This window comes from Nocardia sp. NBC_01499 (genome assembly GCF_045040275.1).
Lineage (GTDB): Bacteria > Actinomycetota > Actinomycetes > Mycobacteriales > Mycobacteriaceae > Nocardia.
In genome coordinates this window covers 1,221,810-1,241,578 of record NZ_CP109426.1, presented here as the reverse complement: position 1 = coordinate 1,241,578, position 19,769 = coordinate 1,221,810, and the positions used below count along the sequence as shown (strand labels likewise).

18 protein-coding genes are annotated in these 19,769 nt (G+C 67.0%); 11 read left to right on the top strand and 7 right to left on the bottom strand.

The features are described from left to right. Window positions 1-4: 4 nt before the first annotated feature. A complete protein-coding gene (locus tag OG203_RS05585; RefSeq protein ID WP_405164585.1) occupies window positions 5-1,036 on the top strand; it encodes an LLM class flavin-dependent oxidoreductase in 1,032 nt (343 codons plus the stop codon). A gap of 16 nt (window positions 1,037-1,052) precedes the next feature. Here OG203_RS05585 and OG203_RS05580 read toward each other — a convergent pair whose 3' ends face one another. Together OG203_RS05580 and OG203_RS05575 are read right to left on the bottom strand one after the other, a co-directional pair. After that, the gene (locus OG203_RS05580) at window positions 1,053-1,583 is read right to left on the bottom strand and encodes a helix-turn-helix domain-containing protein (protein ID WP_405164584.1); all 531 of its coding nucleotides are present in this window, start codon (window positions 1,581-1,583) and stop codon (window positions 1,053-1,055) included. 44 nt (window positions 1,584-1,627) lie between these two features. Next, window positions 1,628-4,258, bottom strand: coding sequence for a LuxR C-terminal-related transcriptional regulator (locus OG203_RS05575; RefSeq protein WP_405164583.1), 2,631 nt, complete (start codon window positions 4,256-4,258; stop codon window positions 1,628-1,630). Window positions 4,259-4,412: 154 nt separating this feature from the next. Between OG203_RS05575 and OG203_RS05570 the strand changes: the two genes are divergently transcribed. Both OG203_RS05570 and mdlC read left to right on the top strand, forming a co-directional pair. Further along, window positions 4,413-4,886, top strand: a complete 474-nt coding sequence (locus OG203_RS05570) for a nuclear transport factor 2 family protein (protein WP_405164582.1) — start codon at window positions 4,413-4,415, stop codon at window positions 4,884-4,886. A gap of 95 nt (window positions 4,887-4,981) precedes the next feature. Further along, the gene (mdlC, locus tag OG203_RS05565; protein ID WP_405164581.1) at window positions 4,982-6,592 is read left to right on the top strand and encodes a benzoylformate decarboxylase; all 1,611 of its coding nucleotides are present in this window, start codon (window positions 4,982-4,984) and stop codon (window positions 6,590-6,592) included. 13 nt (window positions 6,593-6,605) lie between these two features. Here the strand turns inward: mdlC and OG203_RS05560 are convergent, their stop codons facing one another. Both OG203_RS05560 and OG203_RS05555 read right to left on the bottom strand, forming a co-directional pair. Beyond that, complete coding sequence (locus tag OG203_RS05560) at window positions 6,606-7,481, bottom strand: oxidoreductase (protein WP_405164580.1); 876 nt, start codon at window positions 7,479-7,481, stop codon at window positions 6,606-6,608. A gap of 161 nt (window positions 7,482-7,642) precedes the next feature. Then, window positions 7,643-8,119, bottom strand: a complete 477-nt coding sequence (locus OG203_RS05555) for a cupin domain-containing protein (protein ID WP_405164579.1) — start codon at window positions 8,117-8,119, stop codon at window positions 7,643-7,645. Window positions 8,120-8,287: 168 nt separating this feature from the next. Here OG203_RS05555 and OG203_RS05550 point away from each other — a divergent pair, with 168 nt between their 5' ends. Further along, window positions 8,288-9,856, top strand: coding sequence for a flavin-containing monooxygenase (locus tag OG203_RS05550; protein ID WP_405164578.1), 1,569 nt, complete (start codon window positions 8,288-8,290; stop codon window positions 9,854-9,856). On the opposite strand, the gene OG203_RS05545 is transcribed toward OG203_RS05550, so the two are convergent. Then, the gene (locus OG203_RS05545) at window positions 9,814-10,614 is read right to left on the bottom strand and encodes an IclR family transcriptional regulator (protein ID WP_405164577.1); all 801 of its coding nucleotides are present in this window, start codon (window positions 10,612-10,614) and stop codon (window positions 9,814-9,816) included. The genes OG203_RS05550 and OG203_RS05545 overlap by 43 nt on opposite strands. A 149-nt stretch (window positions 10,615-10,763) precedes the next feature. Between OG203_RS05545 and OG203_RS05540 the strand changes: the two genes are divergently transcribed. The 5 genes from OG203_RS05540 (at window position 10,764) to OG203_RS05520 (ending at window position 14,435) form a co-directional block, all read left to right on the top strand. Beyond that, a complete protein-coding gene (locus tag OG203_RS05540) occupies window positions 10,764-11,267 on the top strand; it encodes a cupin domain-containing protein (RefSeq protein WP_405164576.1) in 504 nt (167 codons plus the stop codon). Beyond that, complete coding sequence (locus OG203_RS05535) at window positions 11,264-12,142, top strand: alpha/beta fold hydrolase (protein ID WP_405164575.1); 879 nt, start codon at window positions 11,264-11,266, stop codon at window positions 12,140-12,142. Before OG203_RS05540 ends, OG203_RS05535 begins: the two co-directional genes overlap by 4 nt. Beyond that, complete coding sequence (locus tag OG203_RS05530; RefSeq protein ID WP_405164574.1) at window positions 12,139-13,074, top strand: catechol 1,2-dioxygenase; 936 nt, start codon at window positions 12,139-12,141, stop codon at window positions 13,072-13,074. The genes OG203_RS05535 and OG203_RS05530 overlap by 4 nt, the downstream gene beginning before the upstream one ends. A 78-nt stretch (window positions 13,075-13,152) precedes the next feature. Continuing rightward, window positions 13,153-14,058, top strand: coding sequence for an SDR family NAD(P)-dependent oxidoreductase (locus OG203_RS05525; protein WP_405164573.1), 906 nt, complete (start codon window positions 13,153-13,155; stop codon window positions 14,056-14,058). Between the two features lie 131 nt (window positions 14,059-14,189). Beyond that, window positions 14,190-14,435, top strand: coding sequence for a hypothetical protein (locus OG203_RS05520; protein ID WP_405164572.1), 246 nt, complete (start codon window positions 14,190-14,192; stop codon window positions 14,433-14,435). Here the strand turns inward: OG203_RS05520 and OG203_RS05515 are convergent, their stop codons facing one another. Further along, the gene (locus OG203_RS05515; protein ID WP_405164571.1) at window positions 14,436-15,092 is read right to left on the bottom strand and encodes a TetR/AcrR family transcriptional regulator C-terminal domain-containing protein; all 657 of its coding nucleotides are present in this window, start codon (window positions 15,090-15,092) and stop codon (window positions 14,436-14,438) included. Window positions 15,093-15,108: 16 nt separating this feature from the next. Further along, window positions 15,109-16,557: an FAD-dependent monooxygenase gene (locus tag OG203_RS05510; protein ID WP_405164570.1), complete on the bottom strand. Its 1,449-nt coding sequence runs from the start codon at window positions 16,555-16,557 to the stop codon at window positions 15,109-15,111. A 260-nt stretch (window positions 16,558-16,817) separates the two neighbouring features. Here OG203_RS05510 and OG203_RS05505 point away from each other — a divergent pair, with 260 nt between their 5' ends. Beyond that, window positions 16,818-18,098, top strand: a complete 1,281-nt coding sequence (locus OG203_RS05505) for an MFS transporter (RefSeq protein ID WP_405164569.1) — start codon at window positions 16,818-16,820, stop codon at window positions 18,096-18,098. Between the two features lie 50 nt (window positions 18,099-18,148). Then, the gene (locus OG203_RS05500) at window positions 18,149-19,768 is read left to right on the top strand and encodes an ABC-F family ATP-binding cassette domain-containing protein (protein ID WP_405164568.1); all 1,620 of its coding nucleotides are present in this window, start codon (window positions 18,149-18,151) and stop codon (window positions 19,766-19,768) included. Window position 19,769 lies beyond the last annotated feature (1 nt).

Genomic DNA, 19,769 nt, shown 5'->3' with positions numbered 1-19,769 from the left:
CACGATGCGTATAGGTGTTCTGATCGAGCCACGGCTGCCCGGCGCGGTGGAGTTCGCCGTCGCGGCGGAACAGGCCGGGGCTTCGTCGCTGTGGGTCGCGGAGGTGTGGAGCTATGACGCGCTCACCGGCTTGGCGTATCTGGCGGCCAAAACATCGTCAATTCGGTTGGGGACGTTCGTAGTTCAGCTCGGCTCGCGCACGCCCGCGCTGTTGGCGACGTCGGCGTTGAGCATGCACGAGCTGTCCGGCGGACGATTCGACCTCGGCATCGGCGTTTCCGGGCCACGGGTCATGGAAGGGTGGCACGGCGTCCGTTTTCGCCGTCCGGTGCAGACCACGCGCGAGACGATCGACATCATCCGGACGGTGAGCCGCGGCGAACGCCTCGAGTATCCCGGTGAGATCTATCCGCTACCGCTGCCGGACGGACCAGGTCGGTCGTTGCAACCCCTGGTACGCCCGGCCCACGTCCCGATCTACAACGCGGCCATGGGTCCACGAAACCTGCGGCTGACCGGCGAACTGGCCGACGGTTGGCTCGGCAATGCCTTCATCCCCGAGGCTGCCGAGGTTTTCCTGGACCCGTTGCGCGAGGGCGCGATTCAGGCCGGTCGCGCGCTGTCCGATCTCGACCTGGTAGCGCCGGTCGCCGTTGAGATCACCGACGACGACCAGGCGACGGCCGCCGCGATCGACAAACACGCCGAGGGATACGCGTTCACCATTGGCGCCATGGGCGTAGGCGGCCGAAACTTCTACAACGACACCTTCACCCGCCTCGGTTTCGGAACAGCCATCGAGCGGGTCGTCGACCTGTGGCAGTCCGGCGACAAGGCCGCCGCACGCCGCGCCGTCCCCCGCGAAATCGGCGAACTGACCAACCTCATCGGAACCCCCGCGCGGATCGCCGAGCGATTGACGCACTACCGCGCCGCCGGAATAACCAGCCTGCTCGTCAAACTCGACGGCGACTACCAGCACCAACTGGCGACATTGGGTCAACTGATCGCCATCGAATCCCGCGGCACGGACTGACACAGCGACTCCCTGGTCAACGCAGGCGACGCCGCACTTCGAAGGCGAAGCAGAGTTCGGCGAGTTCGCGAGGACGCGTTAGTGATCTGCCGGTGTGCTCCTCGATGCTGTGCAGCCGAGCACGCACCGTGATGTGGTGGCAGCAGAGCAGATCGGCGGCGGCGTATAGCGATCCGTCCGCCTCGACCCACGCGTGAAAGGTCTCGAACAGCTCTTGCTGTTCGTCCTCGGCGAGGTCGTCGAAGGTATCGAACAGGGGCGCAACGAGTTTCGTTGCCACCTCGGGTGCGCTCGCGACGACAGCGGAGAGCATCGAGTCGTCCGAAGACTGGGATGGCGGAGCGCGCTTGCGCATCTCGAGGAGATCGAGGCCGAGGGTCTCGACCTCGGCGAGTATCCCGAAGAAGGCCGATCGGTCCGGTAACAGACCGGTGAGTATGGTATCTGGACCCTGCTGATCGGCGACCATGGCGGGGAACGCGGCCAGCGCGAGGGGACCGAGGTGGCCACTGATTCGCAGCGTGATCAGGTTCGGGTCGTCGCCCATCTCACCAGTGTCGTTGATGGGCAGGTGCGCCGGCATCACCCGAATCAGGTGAGCACCGATCCGGGATGACCGGCGGACAGTAGCCGCAATTCGCGGCCGCGCTGTACCGCCGTCGAACGATCGGTGACGCCGAGTTTGGCGTAGATGTTGCGGATGTGAGTGTTGACGGTGTTCACGGAAACCGAAAGGGCGCTGGCGATTTCGGGTCGGGTGAGGTTTGTCGGCAGGTAGCGGAGCAGGCGCAACTCGCTCGGACTGAGTTCGCCAGCAAGCTGGCGGGCCGCTGGAGTACCGCCGCGCACGGCATCGAGAATGTCGGCGATCAGAGCGGCATGCGAAGTGCCATGCGGCGGAAGGCCTTTCAGCAGCTTCCAGGCTCCGGTCATGGCGAACGGGAGAATCAGTCGTTCCGGCTCGGCCAGCTCGAGCGCATGCTCGACCGCCGCGCCCGCGGCGCGCGGATCATCGAGGGCGTCGCACGCGAGTGCGTCGACTAGGTGAGCTTCGACGAGGGTGAAGTCGTGATTCACTCGCGCCTCACCGTCCAGCACGACGCGCAGTGTCTGTCGAGCCGTCGCCGGATCTTGTTCGGCCAGTTGGACAACGGCGACGGCAGTGCGAATCTCACCCGTCTCGACGAGGGGCCCCGACTGCGCGGCGAGGGTGGCGTGCGCCTCGCCGAACATGCCGAGCCGAGCCTGCATCGCCATGATGCCGCCGAATACCCGGGGCGCGAGGGCATGCTGACCGGCCATACGCGCCTGCACTGCCGCGGCGAGTTCGAGTTCTTCGAGTGCGCGGCGGTGCCGTCCTCGACCGGCGTGCAGCATCCCCGAGATCAGGTGCACCAACAGCCGTAAACCCGGTTCGCTTCCGGCCCGCGTGACGTATACGGCGCGATCCAGCCAGTGCGCACCGCTGTCGAACTCTCCGGTCCAGATCATCATGCCCGCGAGCGTGGCAAGGGCTGGTGCGATGACCGGCTGATCCGCCCAGCCGTGCCGCGCGGCCAGCGCTATCGCCTCCTCGCAGCGCCGGGCGGCGACGGTGAACGAGGGCATGGTCGAGGAGAACGCGAGCTGGGCGCGGCAGGCGACCTCCAGGTAGGGTCGGCCGATCCGGTGTGCCAGGGCGGCGCCCTCGTCGAGGTGCTGTGCGCTATCGGCCAAACGTAGCGACCATGCTTGCGTCACACCGAGATTCAGCAGTGCGAGGGCCTGCAGATCGCTGCCAAGTGCGATATCGGCATTCGAGAGATCGGTCGTCGCGATGGTCGGCAGGGATCCGACCTGCTCGAGCACGCCGTCGAAGTGGCCACGCAGCCGGGCAAGCAGCAGATCCAGCGACGCGATCGCCATGCGCAGCCGCCGCTGTCGATCCGCGGGCGTGGTCGCGGCATAGCATCTGGCGACCTCCAGATGCGCGGCCGCCTCGCCCAGCCGCAGCTGGTCGAGATCCGAAATGGTATAGACGACAGCGAGTTCGGGGGAGTCCCCGTCCGCCCGCGCCGGGAAGGAACGCAGCAGCGCCTCGACGGTCCCGGCCCGTCCGTCCAGGGTGAGGCTGAGCGAATGGTCGGTGAGTAACCGTGCTGCCTCGGACCATTCACCGGCGGCCTGCAGATGCCCGATGGCATCGGCGATGTCACCGTGGTCGGCGAACCAGCGGGCCGCGCGCCGGTGTAGCCCCGGAATTTCGCCGGACACTGTGCGGCGCAGCTCGAGTCGGAGCAGCCCGCTGAAGAGGTGGTGGTAGCGGAACCAGCTGCGGTCGGCGTCGAGGGCGACCACGAACGCGTTGGCGTCCTCGAGCTCCAGCAGCATCCGTTCGGACCCGGTCGACTCGGTGAGCAGGTCGGCCAGCTCGCCGTTCACCTGGTCGAGCAGCGAGGTGCGCAGCAGCATGCGTTGGACGTCACCGGGTTGGCGCTCGAGCATCTCGGCGATCAAGTACTCCGCGACCGTCCGGTCACTGCCGGAGAACTCGGCGACGAATCGTTCGGGATCGGGATGATCGGTCAACGACAGTGCGGCGAGCCGCAATCCGGCCGCCCAACCCTCGGTGCGCTGATGTAGCAGGTCGATGACGGTGTCGGACAACGTGATTCCGGAAAGCTTCAGGAACTCGCGGGTCTCGGCCGCGCTGAAACGCAGTTGCGCACTGCGGATTTCGGCGAGCTCGCCGGCCAGGCGCAGCTGATGGAGGCGCAGCGGTGGATCGCGGCGCGCGGCAACGATCGCATGGGCCTGTGCGGGCAGGCTCGTCAGCAACCGCGTGAGCTGTTCGATGGCCGCGGGCGAATCGAGTTCGTGCAGATCGTCGATGACCAGCACGAACGGGTCGTCGAACGCGGCGAGTTCGGATAGTACCCGGTCCACCATGGCCGGCCCGTCGAAGGCGGGCGTGACGGGCTGCGGCTCGGTCACCGCCGCGGTGTCCGCCGCCGCGTGCACCGCGCCGAGCAGAGTCAGCCAGAACAGTTGCGCGTCATACGACCCGGGCCGTACCTGCATGGTCGCGATGCGGCGCGACCGGCCGGGACCCGCCGCCCACGCGTGCAGCAGCGACGTTTTCCCGCTGCCCGCGGGCGCGGCGATGAGGGTGACCTTGTGTTGCGCCGCCCGGTCGAGGGTGGCGACGAGATCGTGGCGGCCGATCAGGGCAGAAGCGGTCATCGTGGCCTCTCATTCCACCCATCCAGCGTAATCCGTGCGCGAGATCGGTGCGGCGCAATGGATTCGGCGGCGAATTCACCGGAATCAGGTGACGACGTCTCACCTGGCGCGCTGTGACGCTGAGCGGAGCGCGGCAATCCTACGAGGCGCGGCCATGACCGACAACAGAGCGGTAGGAAGTACGGAAATGAACAACGAACAGATCATTCGCAACGCCTACCAGATCGCCGAAGTGAAGGACCTGGACGGCTGGCTCGCGGCGTTCACCGAGGACGGGACATTCACCGACGAATCCGCGGGTGTCACCTATCTCGGCAAGGACCGTGCCTGGCCCGTCGAGAACTTCGGGCGCGCGTTCCCCGACATGCATCGCGAGCTGTATCAGGTCTACACCACCGGTGACATCGTTGTCGTCCAGCTGGCACTGCAGGGAACGCACCAGGGCCCGCTCAGCCTCGGCGAGGGAATGATCCTGCCGCCCACCGGAAATCGGATGGACGCGCCATGCTGCGATGTCTTCGAACTGTCCGACGGCAAGATCAAGCGCTTCGACTGCTACCCGTCGGGAACGGTGATGCTCACCCAGCTCGGCGTGCTCGGCAATCTCGGCGCCGCACTCCAACACTGATCGTCGGTCGGCGAGCGCGGGATAGACTCGATGCTCGAAGAACTGGAATACGGCAGCTACGTCCATCAGGCGTGAGAGTTGTACGGAGGTTCATCATGACGGAGAAATCCACCGTTCGAAGCGTGACCTACGATTTGCTGCGGAGCCTCGGGCTCACCACCGTCTTCGGAAATCCCGGCTCGACCGAGCAGACCTTCCTACAGGAGTTCCCGGCGGACTTCACGTATGTCCTTGCGCTGCAAGAGGCTTCGGTGATCGCGATGGCCGACGCCTTCGCTCAGGTCACGAAACACCCCGCGCTGGTCAACGTGCATTCCTCGGCCGGTGTCGGCAACGCGCTCGGAAACCTGGTCGCGGCCTACCACGGGAACACCCCGTTGATCGTCACCTCCGGACAGCAACACCGCGAAATGGTGATCGGCGAGCCTTATCTCAGCAACCGAGAAGCCACGACGTTTCCCAAGCCGTGGGTGAAATGGTCCTACGAGCCGGTGCGCGCCGAGGACGTCCCCGAGGCGTTCATGAAGGCTTACGCGATGGCGCTGCAGCCGCCGGCCGGTCCGGTCTACCTGTCGATTCCCCTGGACGACTGGAATCAGCCGCTGGCAGGGCCCGCGCGCGTCCGCACAGTGAGCGATCGGGTGGTCCCGGATCCGCGGCGGCTGCGGCAGTTCGCCGACCGAATCTCCGCAAGTAGGCGTCCCGCGCTGGTCTTCGGCCCGGACGTGGACCGCAGCGGCGGGTGGGATGGCGCCGTCGCGCTGGCCGAGAAGCTGCGTGCCGCCGTCTATGGCGCACCACTGTCGGACCGGGCGTCTTTCCCCGAGGATCACCGGCTGTTCCGTGGCCCGCTCGGCCTGTCGATGAAGGCCATCAGCGAACGGTTGACCGGTCACGATCTGGTCGTCGTGATCGGTGCCGAAGTGTTCCGCTACTACCCATACGTTCCCGGCCCCTATCTGCCCGATGGCACCGACCTTCTCCAGATCACCGCTGACCCCGCTGTCGCCGCGGGAGCACGCGTCGGCGACAGCCTGCTCGGTGACCCCAGGGCGGCCATCGAACTGCTCCTCGATTCAGTCGCGGACGGATCCGAACGAACCGCTCCGGAGCCGATGGCCCGACCCAAGCAGCTTCCGGAGGTGCCGAGCAGCCCGCTCACTCCGCCCGAGGTCTACGCCATCCTCAGCAAGGTCAGGCCTGCCGACGCCGTCATCGTCAACGAATCGACCTCGACCATGGCGCAGCAGATCGAATGGTTGCCAACTACCGAGACCGGATCCTTCTTCGCGACGGCCAGCGGCGGCATCGGCTGGGGGACCCCCGCCGCGGTCGGGGTCGCCCTCGGCGACCGCCATAGGGGAGTGGCCCGTCCGGTCATCGGACTGATCGGTGACGGGTCGTTCCAGTACTCCGTGCAAGCCATTTGGACTGCGGCCCAACACAATCTGCCGATCGTCTATGTGGTCATGCGCAACGAGGAGTACTCCATCCTCAAATCCTTCGCGGTGCTTGAGCAGACGCCCGGTGTTCCTGGACTCGACCTACCCGGACTCGACATCGGTGCCATTGCCCGCGGATTCGGTTGCCGCGCAGTCGATGTGAAGACCACTGAGGACCTGGAGCGGGAGTTTCAGGCGGCGCTGGCCGCCGGTACCACCACCGTCATCGTCGTGCCGACCGAACCGCAGCAGGCGATGCTGTGAGCGCGGGGTGTCACTAGCGCCGAGCCAGTTCTTCGCGTGCCGCGGCATCGAATTCGACACTCCCGCAGGCGATGTTCTCGGTCAGGTGCGCGCGGGTGCTGGTGCCGGGAATGAGCAGGATGTTGGGGGAGAGGTCGAGTAGCCAGGCGAGGGCGAGTTGGGCCGGGGTGGCGTTCAGGCGCTTGCCGATCTCGGCCAGTCGCGGGCTGGTGCGTATCCGCTTGCGCGCCTCGCGGGACATGCCCAACGGGCAGAAGGGAACGAAAGCGATGCTCCGGTCGGCGCATTCGGCCAGCACGTCGGACGACCCGCGCTCGACGAGATTGAACAGATTCTGTACGCACACGATCGGCGTGCGGTCCACGGCACGCAGCAGATGCTGTCGGGAGATGTTGCTCAGACCGATGCCTTCGATCAAACCGGCGTCGCGGGCGCGGATCATCGCCGTGAGCTGGGCATCGAAACGCTCGTCGGGCACCGCCGCGTCCATGACCCGCAGGTTGACCGCGCCGAGGCTCGGCACGCCGAGGGTCGCCAGATTCTCCTCGATGCCGGTGAGTAGCTGATCCGGGTTGTCGAACGGAAGCACCGCTCCGTCGGCGCCGCGCCGGGCAGCCACCTTGCTGACGAACACCAGATCGTCCGGATAGGGATGCAACGCCTCCCGGATCAGCTCGTTGACGGTGCCGGGGCCGTAGTACTGCGCGGTATCGATGTGATCGATCCCGGCCTCGACGGCAGCGCGCAGCACGCGCAGCGCCTCATCCCGATCGTGCGGCGGACCGAAGACGCCGTCGCCAGCCAATTGCATTGCACCGTAACCGATTCGGTGTACCTGCCGGGTGCCGAGCGGGAACGTCCCCGCCCGTTCGAGAGCGGCTTTGGGCATGAGTCCTCCTTGCGTTGTCGCAACGGATTCGAGGGTCGCAGCCGGGCTGGTGAGGGGTCATCACCGGATTCCGGTGAATCGGCGGATGGTACACCTAGGCTAGGGCGCCGGTCTGGCGCAGCAGGCTCAGCGCGTCCGGTCGGTGTCGGGTTCTCGCGTGCTCATGCCGGATCGACCAGTGAAAGTCCGTGTCGCCGCATGATTTCGGCGACCTTGCTCATATCGCGCGGGCCGGGCGGCAGTTGGCTGAGGTCGCGGTAGTACTCCTCCAGCCCCGGCGGGGAGACGACCGCGATAATGCGGGTCTCCTCGTCGAACGGGTTGTAGAACACGTGGGGTATGTTGCGCGGCAACAGCATCGACGCGCCGGGTGCCAGAGTGCGTGCGACACCGTCGAGTTCGATGACGACTCGGCCCGCCGTGCAGATGAACAGTTCGTCCTGGCGGGTGTGGACGTGGGTGGGCGGTCCGCCGAGGCCGGGCGGCACCACGTACTCGAACAGCGAGTACGCGCCGCCGGTGTCGCCGCCGGCCAGCCGCAGATAGATGCCGAGCCCGATCGCCCCCATATTCTCGCCACTGTCAGGCAATTTCAGCGCGGTGTCGTCCGCGCGGTTGGCCAGGGTCTGCTCGTCCACAACCGACTCCTTCGATCGTCGCGCCACCGGGGCCGCGCGGGGCTGGGTTTCCAGCGTGGCCCGGCCGCGCGCCGAGTCCAACGCTTCGTCTCCCTGGGCGGAACGATCGTTTGCGGTTCCCCGCCCGTGCGCCGACGCTGTGGTGACCGATACGTCAGGGGTCCAGTCATGCGAATCGCGATCATCGGCGCAGGTGTCGCCGGTCTCACCACAGCGAAGGTGCTCATCCAGGCCGGGCACGAGGTCACGGTATTCGAGAAGGCGCCGGATGTCGGCGGCGTATGGAGCGGGTCACGGCGCTATCCGGGCCTGACCACACAGAGCCCGAAGACGCAGTACTCGTTCTCGGATTTCCCTATGCCGCGCGACTTCCCGGAGTGGCCGACCGGCCCGCAGGTGCAGCAGTACCTCGCCGCCTACGCCACCGCGTTCGGTCTCGACGGGCTCATCCGATTGAACACCGAAGTGACTGCCGCGCAACCCGATACCGATGACCGCTGGACACTCAACTCGGTGTCGGTGACCGCCGAACCCGTCGTCGAGACCTTCGATCGCCTCGTCGTCGCCAACGGTGTGTTCTGCGAACCCGCTGTGCCGCAATACCCGGGCGGCGAGGAGTTCCGTGACGCGGGCGGAACGCTCTGCGCCGGAACGGCATTCCACGATGCCGAGCGGGCGCGCGGAAAGCGCGTCCTCGTCGTCGGCTACGGCAAATCGGCCTGCGATGTCGCGGTGCCGATCAGCGGGGTCGCGGCGAGCACGGATGTCATTGCCAGGCAGCTGCTGTGGAAGGTGCCGCGCCGGATCGGCGGCCGGGTCAACTTCAAACTGCTGCTGCTCACCAGGCTCGGCGAGGCGCTGTTCCGTTACGCACGGCTACGCGGTGTGGAGAAGTTCCTGCACGGGCCGGGCAAGGGGATGCGCGACCGCATGCTCAATTCCGTTGGTACCACCTCGATTCGGCAGTTCGGCCTGGATACCCTCGGACTGGTGCCGCCGGGGCGGATGGAGGACATCGTCCGGGGCGCAATCGGTTTGGCCACCGAGGGCTTCTACGAGAATGTCGCGGCGGGCACCATCACCGTGCATCGCGACCGCACCATCACCAAGCTGCTCGCCGCGGGCGGACGCCCGTTCGCGGAGCTGAGCGACGGCACATCGCTGCCCGCCGACCTGATCGTGTGCGCGACCGGATTCACCCAGGGCGTGCCGTTCCTGCCCGCCGGCGTGCGGGAACGGCTGTTCGACGAGCGCGGGAACTTCATGCTGTATCGGCATATCCTGCCCGTCGACGTGCCGGGCCTGTACTTCAACGGCTACAACTCGTCGTTCTTCAGCCCGCTGAACGCGGAAATGGCGGCGGTGTGGATCGCGGCGGATCTGGCGGGCCTGCTCGCGCTGCCCGGCCCGGACGCCAGGCGCCAGGCCGTCATCGATCGGCTCGCGTTCCTCGACTCGGCCACCGACCGGCACCACTGCCGTGGCACCAAGATCATCCCGTTCTCCATGCACAATGTGGACGAGGTGCTCGGCGATATCGGCCTCGACATTCCCGCGGCGGTCCGCGCCTGGCATTGGCTGGCCCCGGTCGACCCGGCCGCCTACCGCCGGATCACCCCGGCGCTGATCCGGCGTCAGCCCAGCGATGGTGACCGCGCACCCCGCCCGGCCTTGAATCCTTTATCGCGCAGGGCTTACCGCAGTGCCGAGTCCACCCGCGGCGCGGCGGCGAAGTAGGCCCGCGACGATGCGGCAGCGGCCATGCAGACCGCGGGCGCCATTCGATCGGCCCGCACCGAGGCGCTCGGCCCGGACACCGAGACGGCCGCGACGACATCGCCGAGCGGACCGAAAATCGGGGCGGCAATACAACTTACGCCGATATTGCCTTCCTCCCGCTCTGCCGCCCACCCGCGCGATGGGACGGCGGCGAGTTCCCGCAGGATGGCTGTCTTTGTCGTCAAGGTGCGCGGAGTGCGTTGCGGCAGAGTGGCATCCAGCAGCGAGTCGACGGTGCTCCGATCGGAGTAGGCGAGGATAGCGCGGCCGAGCGCCGAACAGTACACGGGAACGGCGCCGCCGGTCTGCGAGAGCATCGGCATCGGCCGGTGCCCGGTGATCTTCTCCACCACCAGGATCCGGCCGCCCTCCAGCACGCCGAGCTGCACCGTTGTCATCGTGGCGTTGTGCAGATCGTGCAGGAACGGCAGCACGGCCTCACGCAACTGCAGCCGGATCGGTGCCAGGCTGGCGATCTCGAACAGATGACTCCCGATCCGGTAGCGATTGCCGAACTTGTCCAGCCAGCCGAGCCCGACCATCCGTTCCGCCGCGCGGTACACGGTCGACCGAGGCAGCGCGCAGCGGGCGACAAGACCCGCCAGGCTCAGTTCGCGATGGGTGACGTCGAAGGTCCCGAAAATCGTTGCCGCACGCGCCAACCCGCTCATCGGGGTCTCGCGTTCGGCCGCTGCGCGCGTGGTGTCGTCTCGCACGTCGGTAACCGTTTCTCTCAGGGGAACGCATCGCTCACATGCTGTCCGTTACCAGCCAGGCTAGACCTCGAAAGCTCTGCGACGCTGGGATATCGGTAGGCCGTCGGGACCGTCTCGACGGTCGATGGCGGCAGAACGGAGACAATCTGATGGCAAGTAGCGGACGCGATTTCCAGGTGGCGGACTTTCTCGGCACCCTCGCGGACACGGTGGCGCCCGGTGCGGCTCGACCGGTCGTGGTGCACGCGGCCGAGTTGACGCCGTTGCCCGCCGATCAGGTGCACAACCCCACCGCACTGGCGATCGCCGGTCGGTTGCCCACCGTGACCTTCGAGATCTTCCGGCAGTCCATCCCGCCGGGGCTGAGCTCGGATATGCAGCGCCACCATCACGAGACCGTGCACTACGTCATCTCCGGCAGCGGGCACAGCGAGGTCGAGGACGTGACCGAGCCTTGGGCGAGTGGCGATTTCATCTATACCCCGCCGTGGACCTGGCACCGCCACTACAACGACTCCGCCACCGAACCGGTCGAATTCCTGACCATCGAGAACTCCCGGCTGCTCGGCGTACTCGGTGTGGGACGGCGGCAGAGCGCGGGGCTGGTGAGCGTCGCCGAGGCCCGCGCCCGATTCGGAAAGGAATCGCAATGAACCCGCTATCCGAACACATCGGCATCTGGGGCGAACTGTCCACCACCGCACATGAATTGCGGTTCGTTGACGTCGCCGGAGTTCGGACGCGAGTGCTGCGCGCCGGGGCCGGACCCGACCTGATCCTGTTGCACGGCACCGCCGGTCATCTGGAAGCCTATGCCCGCGATATCGCCGGTCTGGCCAAGGACTTTCGGGTGACGGTTTACGACATGGTCGGCCACGGCTGGTCCGACCTACCCGACTATCCGTACACCACCGACGTGCTCGCCGCGCACCTGATCGGCCTGATGGACGCCCTCGGCATCGAGGCCGCGCACCTGTCGGGCGAATCGCTGGGCGGCTGGGTGGCCGCCTGGACCGCCGCACATCATCCGGACCGGGTCCGGCGACTGATCCTCAACACCCCGGGCAACATCGCCGACAAGCCGGAGGTCATGGTGAAGATGCGCGAGAGCACCATGGCCGCGGTGCGCGACCCGAATTCGGCGACGGTACGTCAACGGGTCGAATTCCTGTTCCACCACAAGGAATTGGTGACCGACGAACTGGTGCACCTGCGCCGCGCCGTCTATCGCCGCCCCGGTTTCGTGCGGGCCGCCGAGAACATCCTGGTGCTGCAGGATCCGTTGGTGCGCAAGGACTTCGCGTGGCGCCCCGAGTGGGTCGGCGAAATCACCGCGCCGACGCTGCTGCTGTGGACCGATCACGACCCGACCGGCGGACTCGACGAAGCCGAGCTGCTGCTGACCTGGCTGCCCGATGCTCGCCTGCACGTGATCACCGATGCCGGTCACTGGCCGCAGTGGGAGAAACGCGACGAATTCCTGCTCGCGCATCGCGAATTCCTGTTGCTCGGCAAGGATCCGACGTGACCGAGATCGTCGGCCTGGTCGCCATCTCGCACTCGCCGTTCGCGCACCTGCTACCACCGGACGGGCCCGGCGCACCCGGTGCCCGTTTCCTCGCCGACGCCGACCGGGTCGCCGCGGCGGTGGCCCGGCTGGTCCCCGACGCGGTGGTCGTCATCGGCCCCGATCACTTCCACGCCAACTTCTACGACCTGATGCCGCCGTTCGTGCTCGGTGTGGAGCACGCGACCGGATTCGGCGATTTCGGCAGCAGGCCTGGCCCCTTGCCGGTGGCGGACAAGCTGGCCTGGTCGATCCAGCAGCAGGTCACCGCGGCCGGTTTCGATCTGGCGCTGTCCTACGCGCTCACGGTTGACCACGGCATCGTGCAGAGCTACGAAATGCTGTGTGGCGCAGCCGATATCCCGATGGTTCCGCTGGTCGTCAACACCAGCGCGCCGCCGTTGCCCGCGCTGGCCCGCTGCGTCCAGCTCGGGCGGGCACTCGGTGCCGCGATCCGGGCCGCCGACTTCGCGGGGCGGGTCTTGCTGATCGCCAGCGGTGGACTGTCGCACTGGCTGCCGTCCGCCGATCCCCGCGACCCGGAGCTCGACCGCGAGCGGCGCGCCGGCGTGATCCACGGCGGCCGCGATCCGCATGCCTTCGACGCGGTCCGCGAACCTCGCATCCGCGCCATGGGCGGCGACCCGGACGCCAGGGTCAACGTCGAGTGGGACACCTGGTTCCTCGACCGCCTGCGCGACGGCGACTTGGCGCCGATCGTCGCCCTCACCGACGCCGATCTCGAACGGGTCGCGGGCCGGGGCGGCAACGAGATCCGCAACTGGTTGATCGGCGCCGCCGCAGCGGCGGCACCTTTCGTCTGGACCAGTTACCAGGCCGTTCCCGAATGGATCACCGGAATGGGTATCGGGACAACCTTTCCGACCGGCTGACCCGAGCCGCGTGTGCCAGAGTTGATGGGGTCGTAGCGTTGCACATGCGTTTTACCTCACTTCGAGGCAGGAGACTCTATGTCGAACTGGACAACCGCCGACATCCCCGACCAGTCAGGTCGGACAGCGATCGTCACCGGGGCCAATACCGGCCTCGGCTTCGAGACCGCCGCCGCGCTGGCCGCCCGCGGCGCGCATGTCGTGCTGGCGGTACGCAATCTGGACAAGGGAAAGCAGGCGCAGGCGCGGATCTTGGCAACTGTTCCCGATGCCAGTGTCAGCCTGCAGCAGCTGGACCTGTCGTCGCTGGCCGCGATCGAAACGGCCGCCGACGAGCTGAAAGCCGCGCACGAGCGCATCGATCTGCTCATCAACAACGCGGGCGTGATGTACCCGCCCAAACAGTCGACCGAAGACGGTTTCGAGCTGCAGTTCGGCACCAACCACCTCGGCCACTTCGCGTTGACCGGCAGGCTGCTCGATCGGCTACTGTCCGTTCCCGGTTCGCGCGTCGTCACCGTCAGCAGCATCGGGCACCGCATCCGGGCCGCGATCCACTTCGACGACTTGCAATGGGACAACGGCTACAACCGGGTCGGCGCCTACGGCCAGTCCAAGCTGGCCAACCTGCTGTTCACCTACGAACTGCAGCGCAGGCTGGCCGCCGCGGGCGCGCCGACGATCGCCACCGCCGCCCACCCGGGCGGGTCGGACACCGAGCTGATGCGCCACCTGCCGTCGGTGCTGAACTCGGTGGCCGCGCGTCTCGTCCAGAATGCCGCGATGGGCGCCCTGCCGACTCTGCGCGCGGCCACCGACCCCGACATCACGGGCGGCCAGTACCTCGGCCCCGGCGGATTCGCGCAGAGTCGGGGTTACCCGAAAGTCGTGCAATCGAGCAAACAATCCCACGATGTCGCGCTGCAACGACGGTTGTGGTCGGTGTCGGAGGAGCTGACCGGCGTGGCGTATCCGCTCGGCTAGCGGGGTATTACCAACTGGGGCACGGACATTCGCCCGTAGGCCCGTCGACCTGAGACCATGAATCATGGGTAACGGTCAGGTGTACAGCAGACGAACTACGCGCGGTTTGGCCGTGCCGAGGTAGGTGACCCGTGCACGACGAATCCGATGTGGCGCAGGCGCGGGTGTTCCACCAATTGCTCAGTGCCGAGGCCGATTCCCTGACCTCGGCACTTCGGGCCACCGCGACCCGGCGCGGCACCGCGACCACGGAAGGGCGGCGCCTCGAACGAGATCTGCGCGAGGTTCACCGCTGCCTTGACCGTCTTCGCGACAACTTTCCCGAACTGGATGATCAATCGACGGCCCACGCGCACAGTCGAATCGTGCGTCCTTGACTATCGGCCGGATTTCCGCGCGGCACCGATGTGGCTGGGCAGCGTGGACAGGATGAGGTCGAGGCCGAAGTCGAAGCGTTCGTCGAATGCGTTGTCGCGCAGGTGTTCTTCGGCTCGGGACAGCGCTGGGTAGTTGCCCGTGGCGAGGGCGGCGGTCATCTTGGCGGTGTCGGCCAGCGGGTAGCCCTGTTCTTCCTGGACGATCCCGAGCGCGAAATACACGATGGTCCAACAGGTCCAGGCGGCCTGCTTCGGTTCGAGCCCGCCGTCGAGAAGTGCCTGCACGATCGCGTCGGCGACACGCAGCGTCCCCGCCTCGGAGACATAGGTGCCCGCGACGACGGCCGCGCCGTCGCGGTAGGCGAGCAGGGATTGGCGGTAGCGGTGCGTGAGTACGCGGACCCGCTCGTCCCACTCGTCCGGCAGGTCCGTGGTCGCGGTGGCCCCGACGATCGCGTCGGCCATCACCTCCTGTAACCGGGCTCTGGTCTTGGCGTGCCAGAGCACCGTGTTCATCCGGACGCCGAGGCGGTCGGCGATCGCGCGAATCGACACCGCGTCGTGGCCCTTTTCGTTGAGGATCACCAGGGCCGCCTCGACCACCGAGTCCTGGGCCAGGCCCGCTCGGGCGGTGCGTGCCGGTTGCTTGTTGGTCACTGACCCAGTGTAGGGCTCATGCGTGCAGCGGCTCGAACCCCGCGGCATCCAACGCGCCGGCAAGTTCGTCGGTGTTGTCGCCCACCCAGGCGAGATGGCCGTCGGGCCGAACGAGTGCCGCCGCGACGTCTGCCCACTGCGGCCGATCGTGGCCCGGGAGTGGCTTGACGACAACAGGATTCGCCAATGCGCCGAGCGTTCCGGTGAAGTCGATAACGAGATAGGTGCCGCCGCGCAGCGCCGCGAATACCGATGATCCGTCCGCGAGCGCGAAATCGGGTGCGCGCGTGCCGGTCAGCGGATGCGCGCCCGGCGCGGCCGGGTACGCGACGGCGAGCCCGGACAGCTGTTCGGCCAGCGGGCGCGCGAATCCCGGTTGGGTGGCGGCGAATTCGGAGAGCAGGGCGCGCAACTCCTTACCCTCGGGGGAGAAGGTGCTCATCAGTGCCGTCTGGGCCTGTGAGCTACGCAGGAGCGCGGCCCCGACCGGGTGGCGCTCGCTGTGGTAGCTGTCGAGCAGCCCCTCGGGCGCGCGCCCGCGCACCGTGGCTGCGAGCTTCCAGCCGAGGTTCATCGCATCCTGGATGCCGACATTCATGCCGACACCACCCGCGGGCATGTGCTGGTGGGCGGCGTCCCCCGCGAGCAGTACCCGCCCGTCGCGGTACCGCTCGGCCTGCCGGGACGCATTACCGAAGCGGGACAACCACACCGGGGTATGCATCCCCCAGTCGGTCCCGGTGATCGCGATGACCCGGCGGCGGACCTCGTCGAGGGTCAGCTCGCCCGGCCAGTCGGCGCGCACGTCTTGCGGGCCGATGCCCACCAGGCGGTGCAGTCCGCCTGGCAGTGGCACCCCCATGATGTGCCCAGCCTCGGTCCAGCTGGCGAATACCGGAACCTGCGGCGGTGCAACGAGTTTCACGTCGGCCAGCCAGCCGAAGACGCTGGCCTTTGTGCCGGGATAGGCGATCCCGGCCGCCTCGCGCACCGTGCTGCGCACGCCATCGCAGCCGACGACCCACTCGGCGGTGAGATCGGGCTGCCCGTCGATGTGCAACGCGACGCCGTCGGCCTGCCTGGTCAGCCCCGAAACCCGTTGTCCTCGACGGATATCGGCGCCTGCCGCGCGGGCGTGCTCCGCCAGCAGTTCCTCGGAGCGGGCCTGCGGCAACGCCAGCGTGAACTGGTACGGCGTATCGAGAACTCCGAAGTCCACACGGTGTTCGAGTAAGCCGAAGTGCCCGTTGGGGATTCGGATGCCCTCGGCCAGGAACCGTTCGCTCAGCCCGCGCGAGGCGAGCAGTTCGATGGTCCGTGGATGAATGGTGAGCGCCTTCGAATTCGGGTCCCGCTCCGCCCGCGCCTCCAACACCGCCACCGACACGTCAGCGAGCCGCAACTCCGCCGCGAGCCACAGCCCGACCGGCCCCGCGCCGACAATGGCGACCTCGTACTCAGCCACAACAACCTCCTAATTGGTCACTGACCAACAAGACTAGGTCACCGACCAAGGGCTGGCAAGCGGATCGGCGTGGCGGCGCCGGATGGATGTCGAGCGTGGAGTCTCGGAGTCCGAGCTGAACTTTTCGTAGTTATCTGTGGTTGAGCGAACTGGCGTGATAAATGTGTTGATCTTGCTAGTCATACTGCTACCACCAATTGCGCAGGCTGACAGGTAGATTCCGGTTGGTAGTGTTTTTCGGTAGAAGGTGGAGCGCGCATATGGTGCCCAGAAGACCTGACGAGAATGTGACGAGGTTCGCCGATCCTCATCCATTGCGGCTGCGCAACTTCCGACTGCTTTTCATAGGTCGTACGTTGTCCACATTGTCGGAGGCTTTGGTACCCGCCGCCCTTTCCATTGCCGTGGTACTTGCCACGGGTTCGGCGGCGGCCATGGGGATCACGCTGGCTTGCGCGACGATTCCGAGGGTTGCGCTGATGCCGCTCGGTGGTGTCCTCGCCGATCGGTTCCAGGCCCGACGCATGGCGATGGGGGCGGATCTCATGCGCGTCGCCACGCAGACCTTCGTCGGCGTCGAGCTGCTCAGCGCGTCGCCGGTGCTCTGGCATATCTGCGTCGCACAGACCCTGTATGGCGTGGCCTCGGCGTTTTCCATGCCCGCCCTGTCGCCGTTGGTAGTCGGCACCGTGCCGGAATCGTCCAGGCAACGCGCGAATGCGGTGATGGGCTTCACCAAAGGCGCGGCCTGGGTGCTCGGGCCCGCGCTCGCGGGCACCCTCATCTACCTGGTCGGCAGCGGCGGGGTATTCGTCCTGGACGGAATGGCTTTCGCGGTCAGCGCCGGGCTGCTCGCCATGACGACCGTGCGTCATCTGCCGTCCGCTCCCCAAACGCTGCGCGCGGATCTGGCCCAGGGCTGGCGTGAGGTCATCACTCGTCCCTGGCTTTGGGGCAGTCTCATCGCGCATTCGATATGGAACTTCGCCGCCGGGATCTTGATGACACTCGGACCGGTCATCGCCATCGTGCATCTCGGCGGTGAGGCCACCTGGCTCTTGGTGTTGCAGGCGGGTGGCATCGGCCTGTTGATCGGCGCGTTGCTGTCGGGGCGGCAACGACTGCGTCGTCCGGTGATGTGGGCAAACCTCGGTGGGGCAACCTATGCGATCCCGTTGCTGTTGTTCGCGATACACGCCCCGGTGTTCTTGATCATCATCGGATACGGAATCGCGCAGGCCGGGCTCGGCTTCCTCAACCCCATCTGGTCAACCGCTGTGCAGCAACAGGTTCCGGCGGATCGGCTCGCGCGGGTCGACTCGTACGACTGGCTGTTCTCGCTTGCCGCACAGCCACTCGGTTATGTGGTTGCCCCGCTACTCGCCGCGTGGTGGAACCCGTCGGTACCGCTGACCGGGGCCGCGGTCCTCGTCGCCGTGGCCTGCGTGTTCGCGAGCATGATCCCGTCGGTCCGTGCGCTGACATCCCGGGCACCGAGCAAAGAGAGCTCCCCGATACCGAATACGGTGAGCAATGGTTGACGATTTCTCCCACGTGGCTACGCTCCGTGCGGATTGGAGGGAGGCCCGCCGTGGGACATGTTGAGATAGGCCATCTTACGTACGTGCTGCCGGATGGGCGGCCGCTGCTGAACGATGTGTCGTTCCGGATCGGCAACGGTGCCAAGGCGGCGCTGGTCGGTCCGAACGGGGCGGGAAAGACCACCCTGCTTCGGCTGATCGCCGGTGATCTCGAGCCGATAGAGGGGGCGGTGGCGAGTTCGGGTGGACTGGGTGTGATGCGCCAGTTCATCGGCAACCTGCGCGACGATTCCACCGTCCACGATCTGCTGCTGAGCGTCGCGCCGCCGGGCGTGCGGGCCGCCGCGGCCGCTCTCGACCTGGCCGAGCTGGCGATGATGGAGAACGAGGACGAGAAGACCCAGCTGCGATACGCCAAGGCGATCACCGACTACACCGACGCCGGGGGCTATGAGATCGAGGTGCTCTGGGACACCTGTACGGTGGCGGCCCTCGGCGTTGCCTACGACGACGTGAAATACCGTGACATTGCTAAGCTTTCGGGCGGTGAGCAGAAGCGGCTCGTGCTCGAGGCATTGCTGCGCGGCCCGGACGAGACGCTGCTGCTCGACGAGCCGGACAACTATCTCGATGTGCCAGGCAAGGTTTGGCTGGAACAGCAGATCCGTGAGACGTCGAAGACGGTGCTCCTGGTGAGTCACGACCGGCAGCTGCTTACCAACGCCGCGGACCGGATCGTGACCGTGGAGTCCGGAAACATCTGGATTCATGGCGGCGGGTTCCTGACCTACGCCGAGGCCCGCAAGGCGCGCAATGAGCGGCTCGACGAGCTGCGTCGCCGCTGGGACGAGGAGCACGACAAGCTGAAGCGGCTGGTGCTGCTGTTCAAGCGGAAGGCGTCCACCAACTCGGACATGGCCTCGGCCTACCACGCCACCCAGACTCGGCTGCGCAAGTTCGAGGAGGCCGGGCCGCCGGAGCTGGCGCCGAGGGATCAGGTCATCAGCATGCGGCTGAAGGGCGGGCGTACCGGAAAGCGGGCCGTCATCTGTGAAAGCCTCGAGCTCACCGATCTGATGAACGCCTTCGACCTCGAGGTCTGGTACGGCGAGCGCGTCGCGGTGCTCGGGTCGAACGGTTCAGGAAAGTCCCACTTCCTGAGACTGCTTGCGGGCGAGGACATCCGGCACACCGGGGTGGCCAGGCTCGGCGCGAGGGTGGTGCCAGGCCACTTCGCGCAGACGCACTCGCATCCGGACCTGCTCGGCCGTACGCCCTGCGAGATCGTCATGACCGAGCACGCCCGGCTGAAGAACGAGGCCATGAAGCTGCTCGCCCGCTACGAGTTGGCGGGCCGGATCGCCGAGCAGCGGTTCGAGACGCTCTCCGGCGGGCAGCAGGCGCGGCTCCAGATTCTCCTGCTCGAGCTGTCCGGAGCCACCCTGCTGCTACTCGACGAGCCGACCGACAACCTCGACCTGGCCAGCGCCGAGGCCCTGCAGGAGGGCTTGGACGCCTTCGACGGCACGGTCCTCGCCGTGACCCACGACCGGTGGTTCGCCGCCGATTTCGACCGCTACCTCGTGTTCGGTGGTGACCGTGACGTCTACGAGTCCGACGAACCCGTCTGGGACGAGAAACGCGTGGCGCGAGGTTCGATGCGTTCCTGAA

What these genes read in the sequence shown, in the direction of transcription:
- OG203_RS05580 (WP_405164584.1), bottom strand. Translation starts at nt 1,583, where the DNA reads ATGGGCGACGACCCGAACCTGATCACGCTGCGAATCAGTGGCCACCTC.
- OG203_RS05560 (WP_405164580.1), bottom strand. Translation starts at nt 7,481, where the DNA reads ATGCCCAAAGCCGCTCTCGAACGGGCGGGGACGTTCCCGCTCGGCACC.
- OG203_RS05575 (WP_405164583.1), bottom strand. Translation starts at nt 4,258, where the DNA reads ATGACCGCTTCTGCCCTGATCGGCCGCCACGATCTCGTCGCCACCCTC.
- OG203_RS05505 (WP_405164569.1), top strand. Translation starts at nt 16,818, where the DNA reads ATGGTGCCCAGAAGACCTGACGAGAATGTGACGAGGTTCGCCGATCCT.
- OG203_RS05535 (WP_405164575.1), top strand. Translation starts at nt 11,264, where the DNA reads ATGAACCCGCTATCCGAACACATCGGCATCTGGGGCGAACTGTCCACC.
- mdlC (WP_405164581.1), top strand. Translation starts at nt 4,982, where the DNA reads ATGACGGAGAAATCCACCGTTCGAAGCGTGACCTACGATTTGCTGCGG.
- OG203_RS05570 (WP_405164582.1), top strand. Translation starts at nt 4,413, where the DNA reads ATGACCGACAACAGAGCGGTAGGAAGTACGGAAATGAACAACGAACAG.
- OG203_RS05550 (WP_405164578.1), top strand. Translation starts at nt 8,288, where the DNA reads ATGCGAATCGCGATCATCGGCGCAGGTGTCGCCGGTCTCACCACAGCG.
- OG203_RS05585 (WP_405164585.1), top strand. Translation starts at nt 5, where the DNA reads ATGCGTATAGGTGTTCTGATCGAGCCACGGCTGCCCGGCGCGGTGGAG.
- OG203_RS05540 (WP_405164576.1), top strand. Translation starts at nt 10,764, where the DNA reads ATGGCAAGTAGCGGACGCGATTTCCAGGTGGCGGACTTTCTCGGCACC.
- OG203_RS05525 (WP_405164573.1), top strand. Translation starts at nt 13,153, where the DNA reads ATGTCGAACTGGACAACCGCCGACATCCCCGACCAGTCAGGTCGGACA.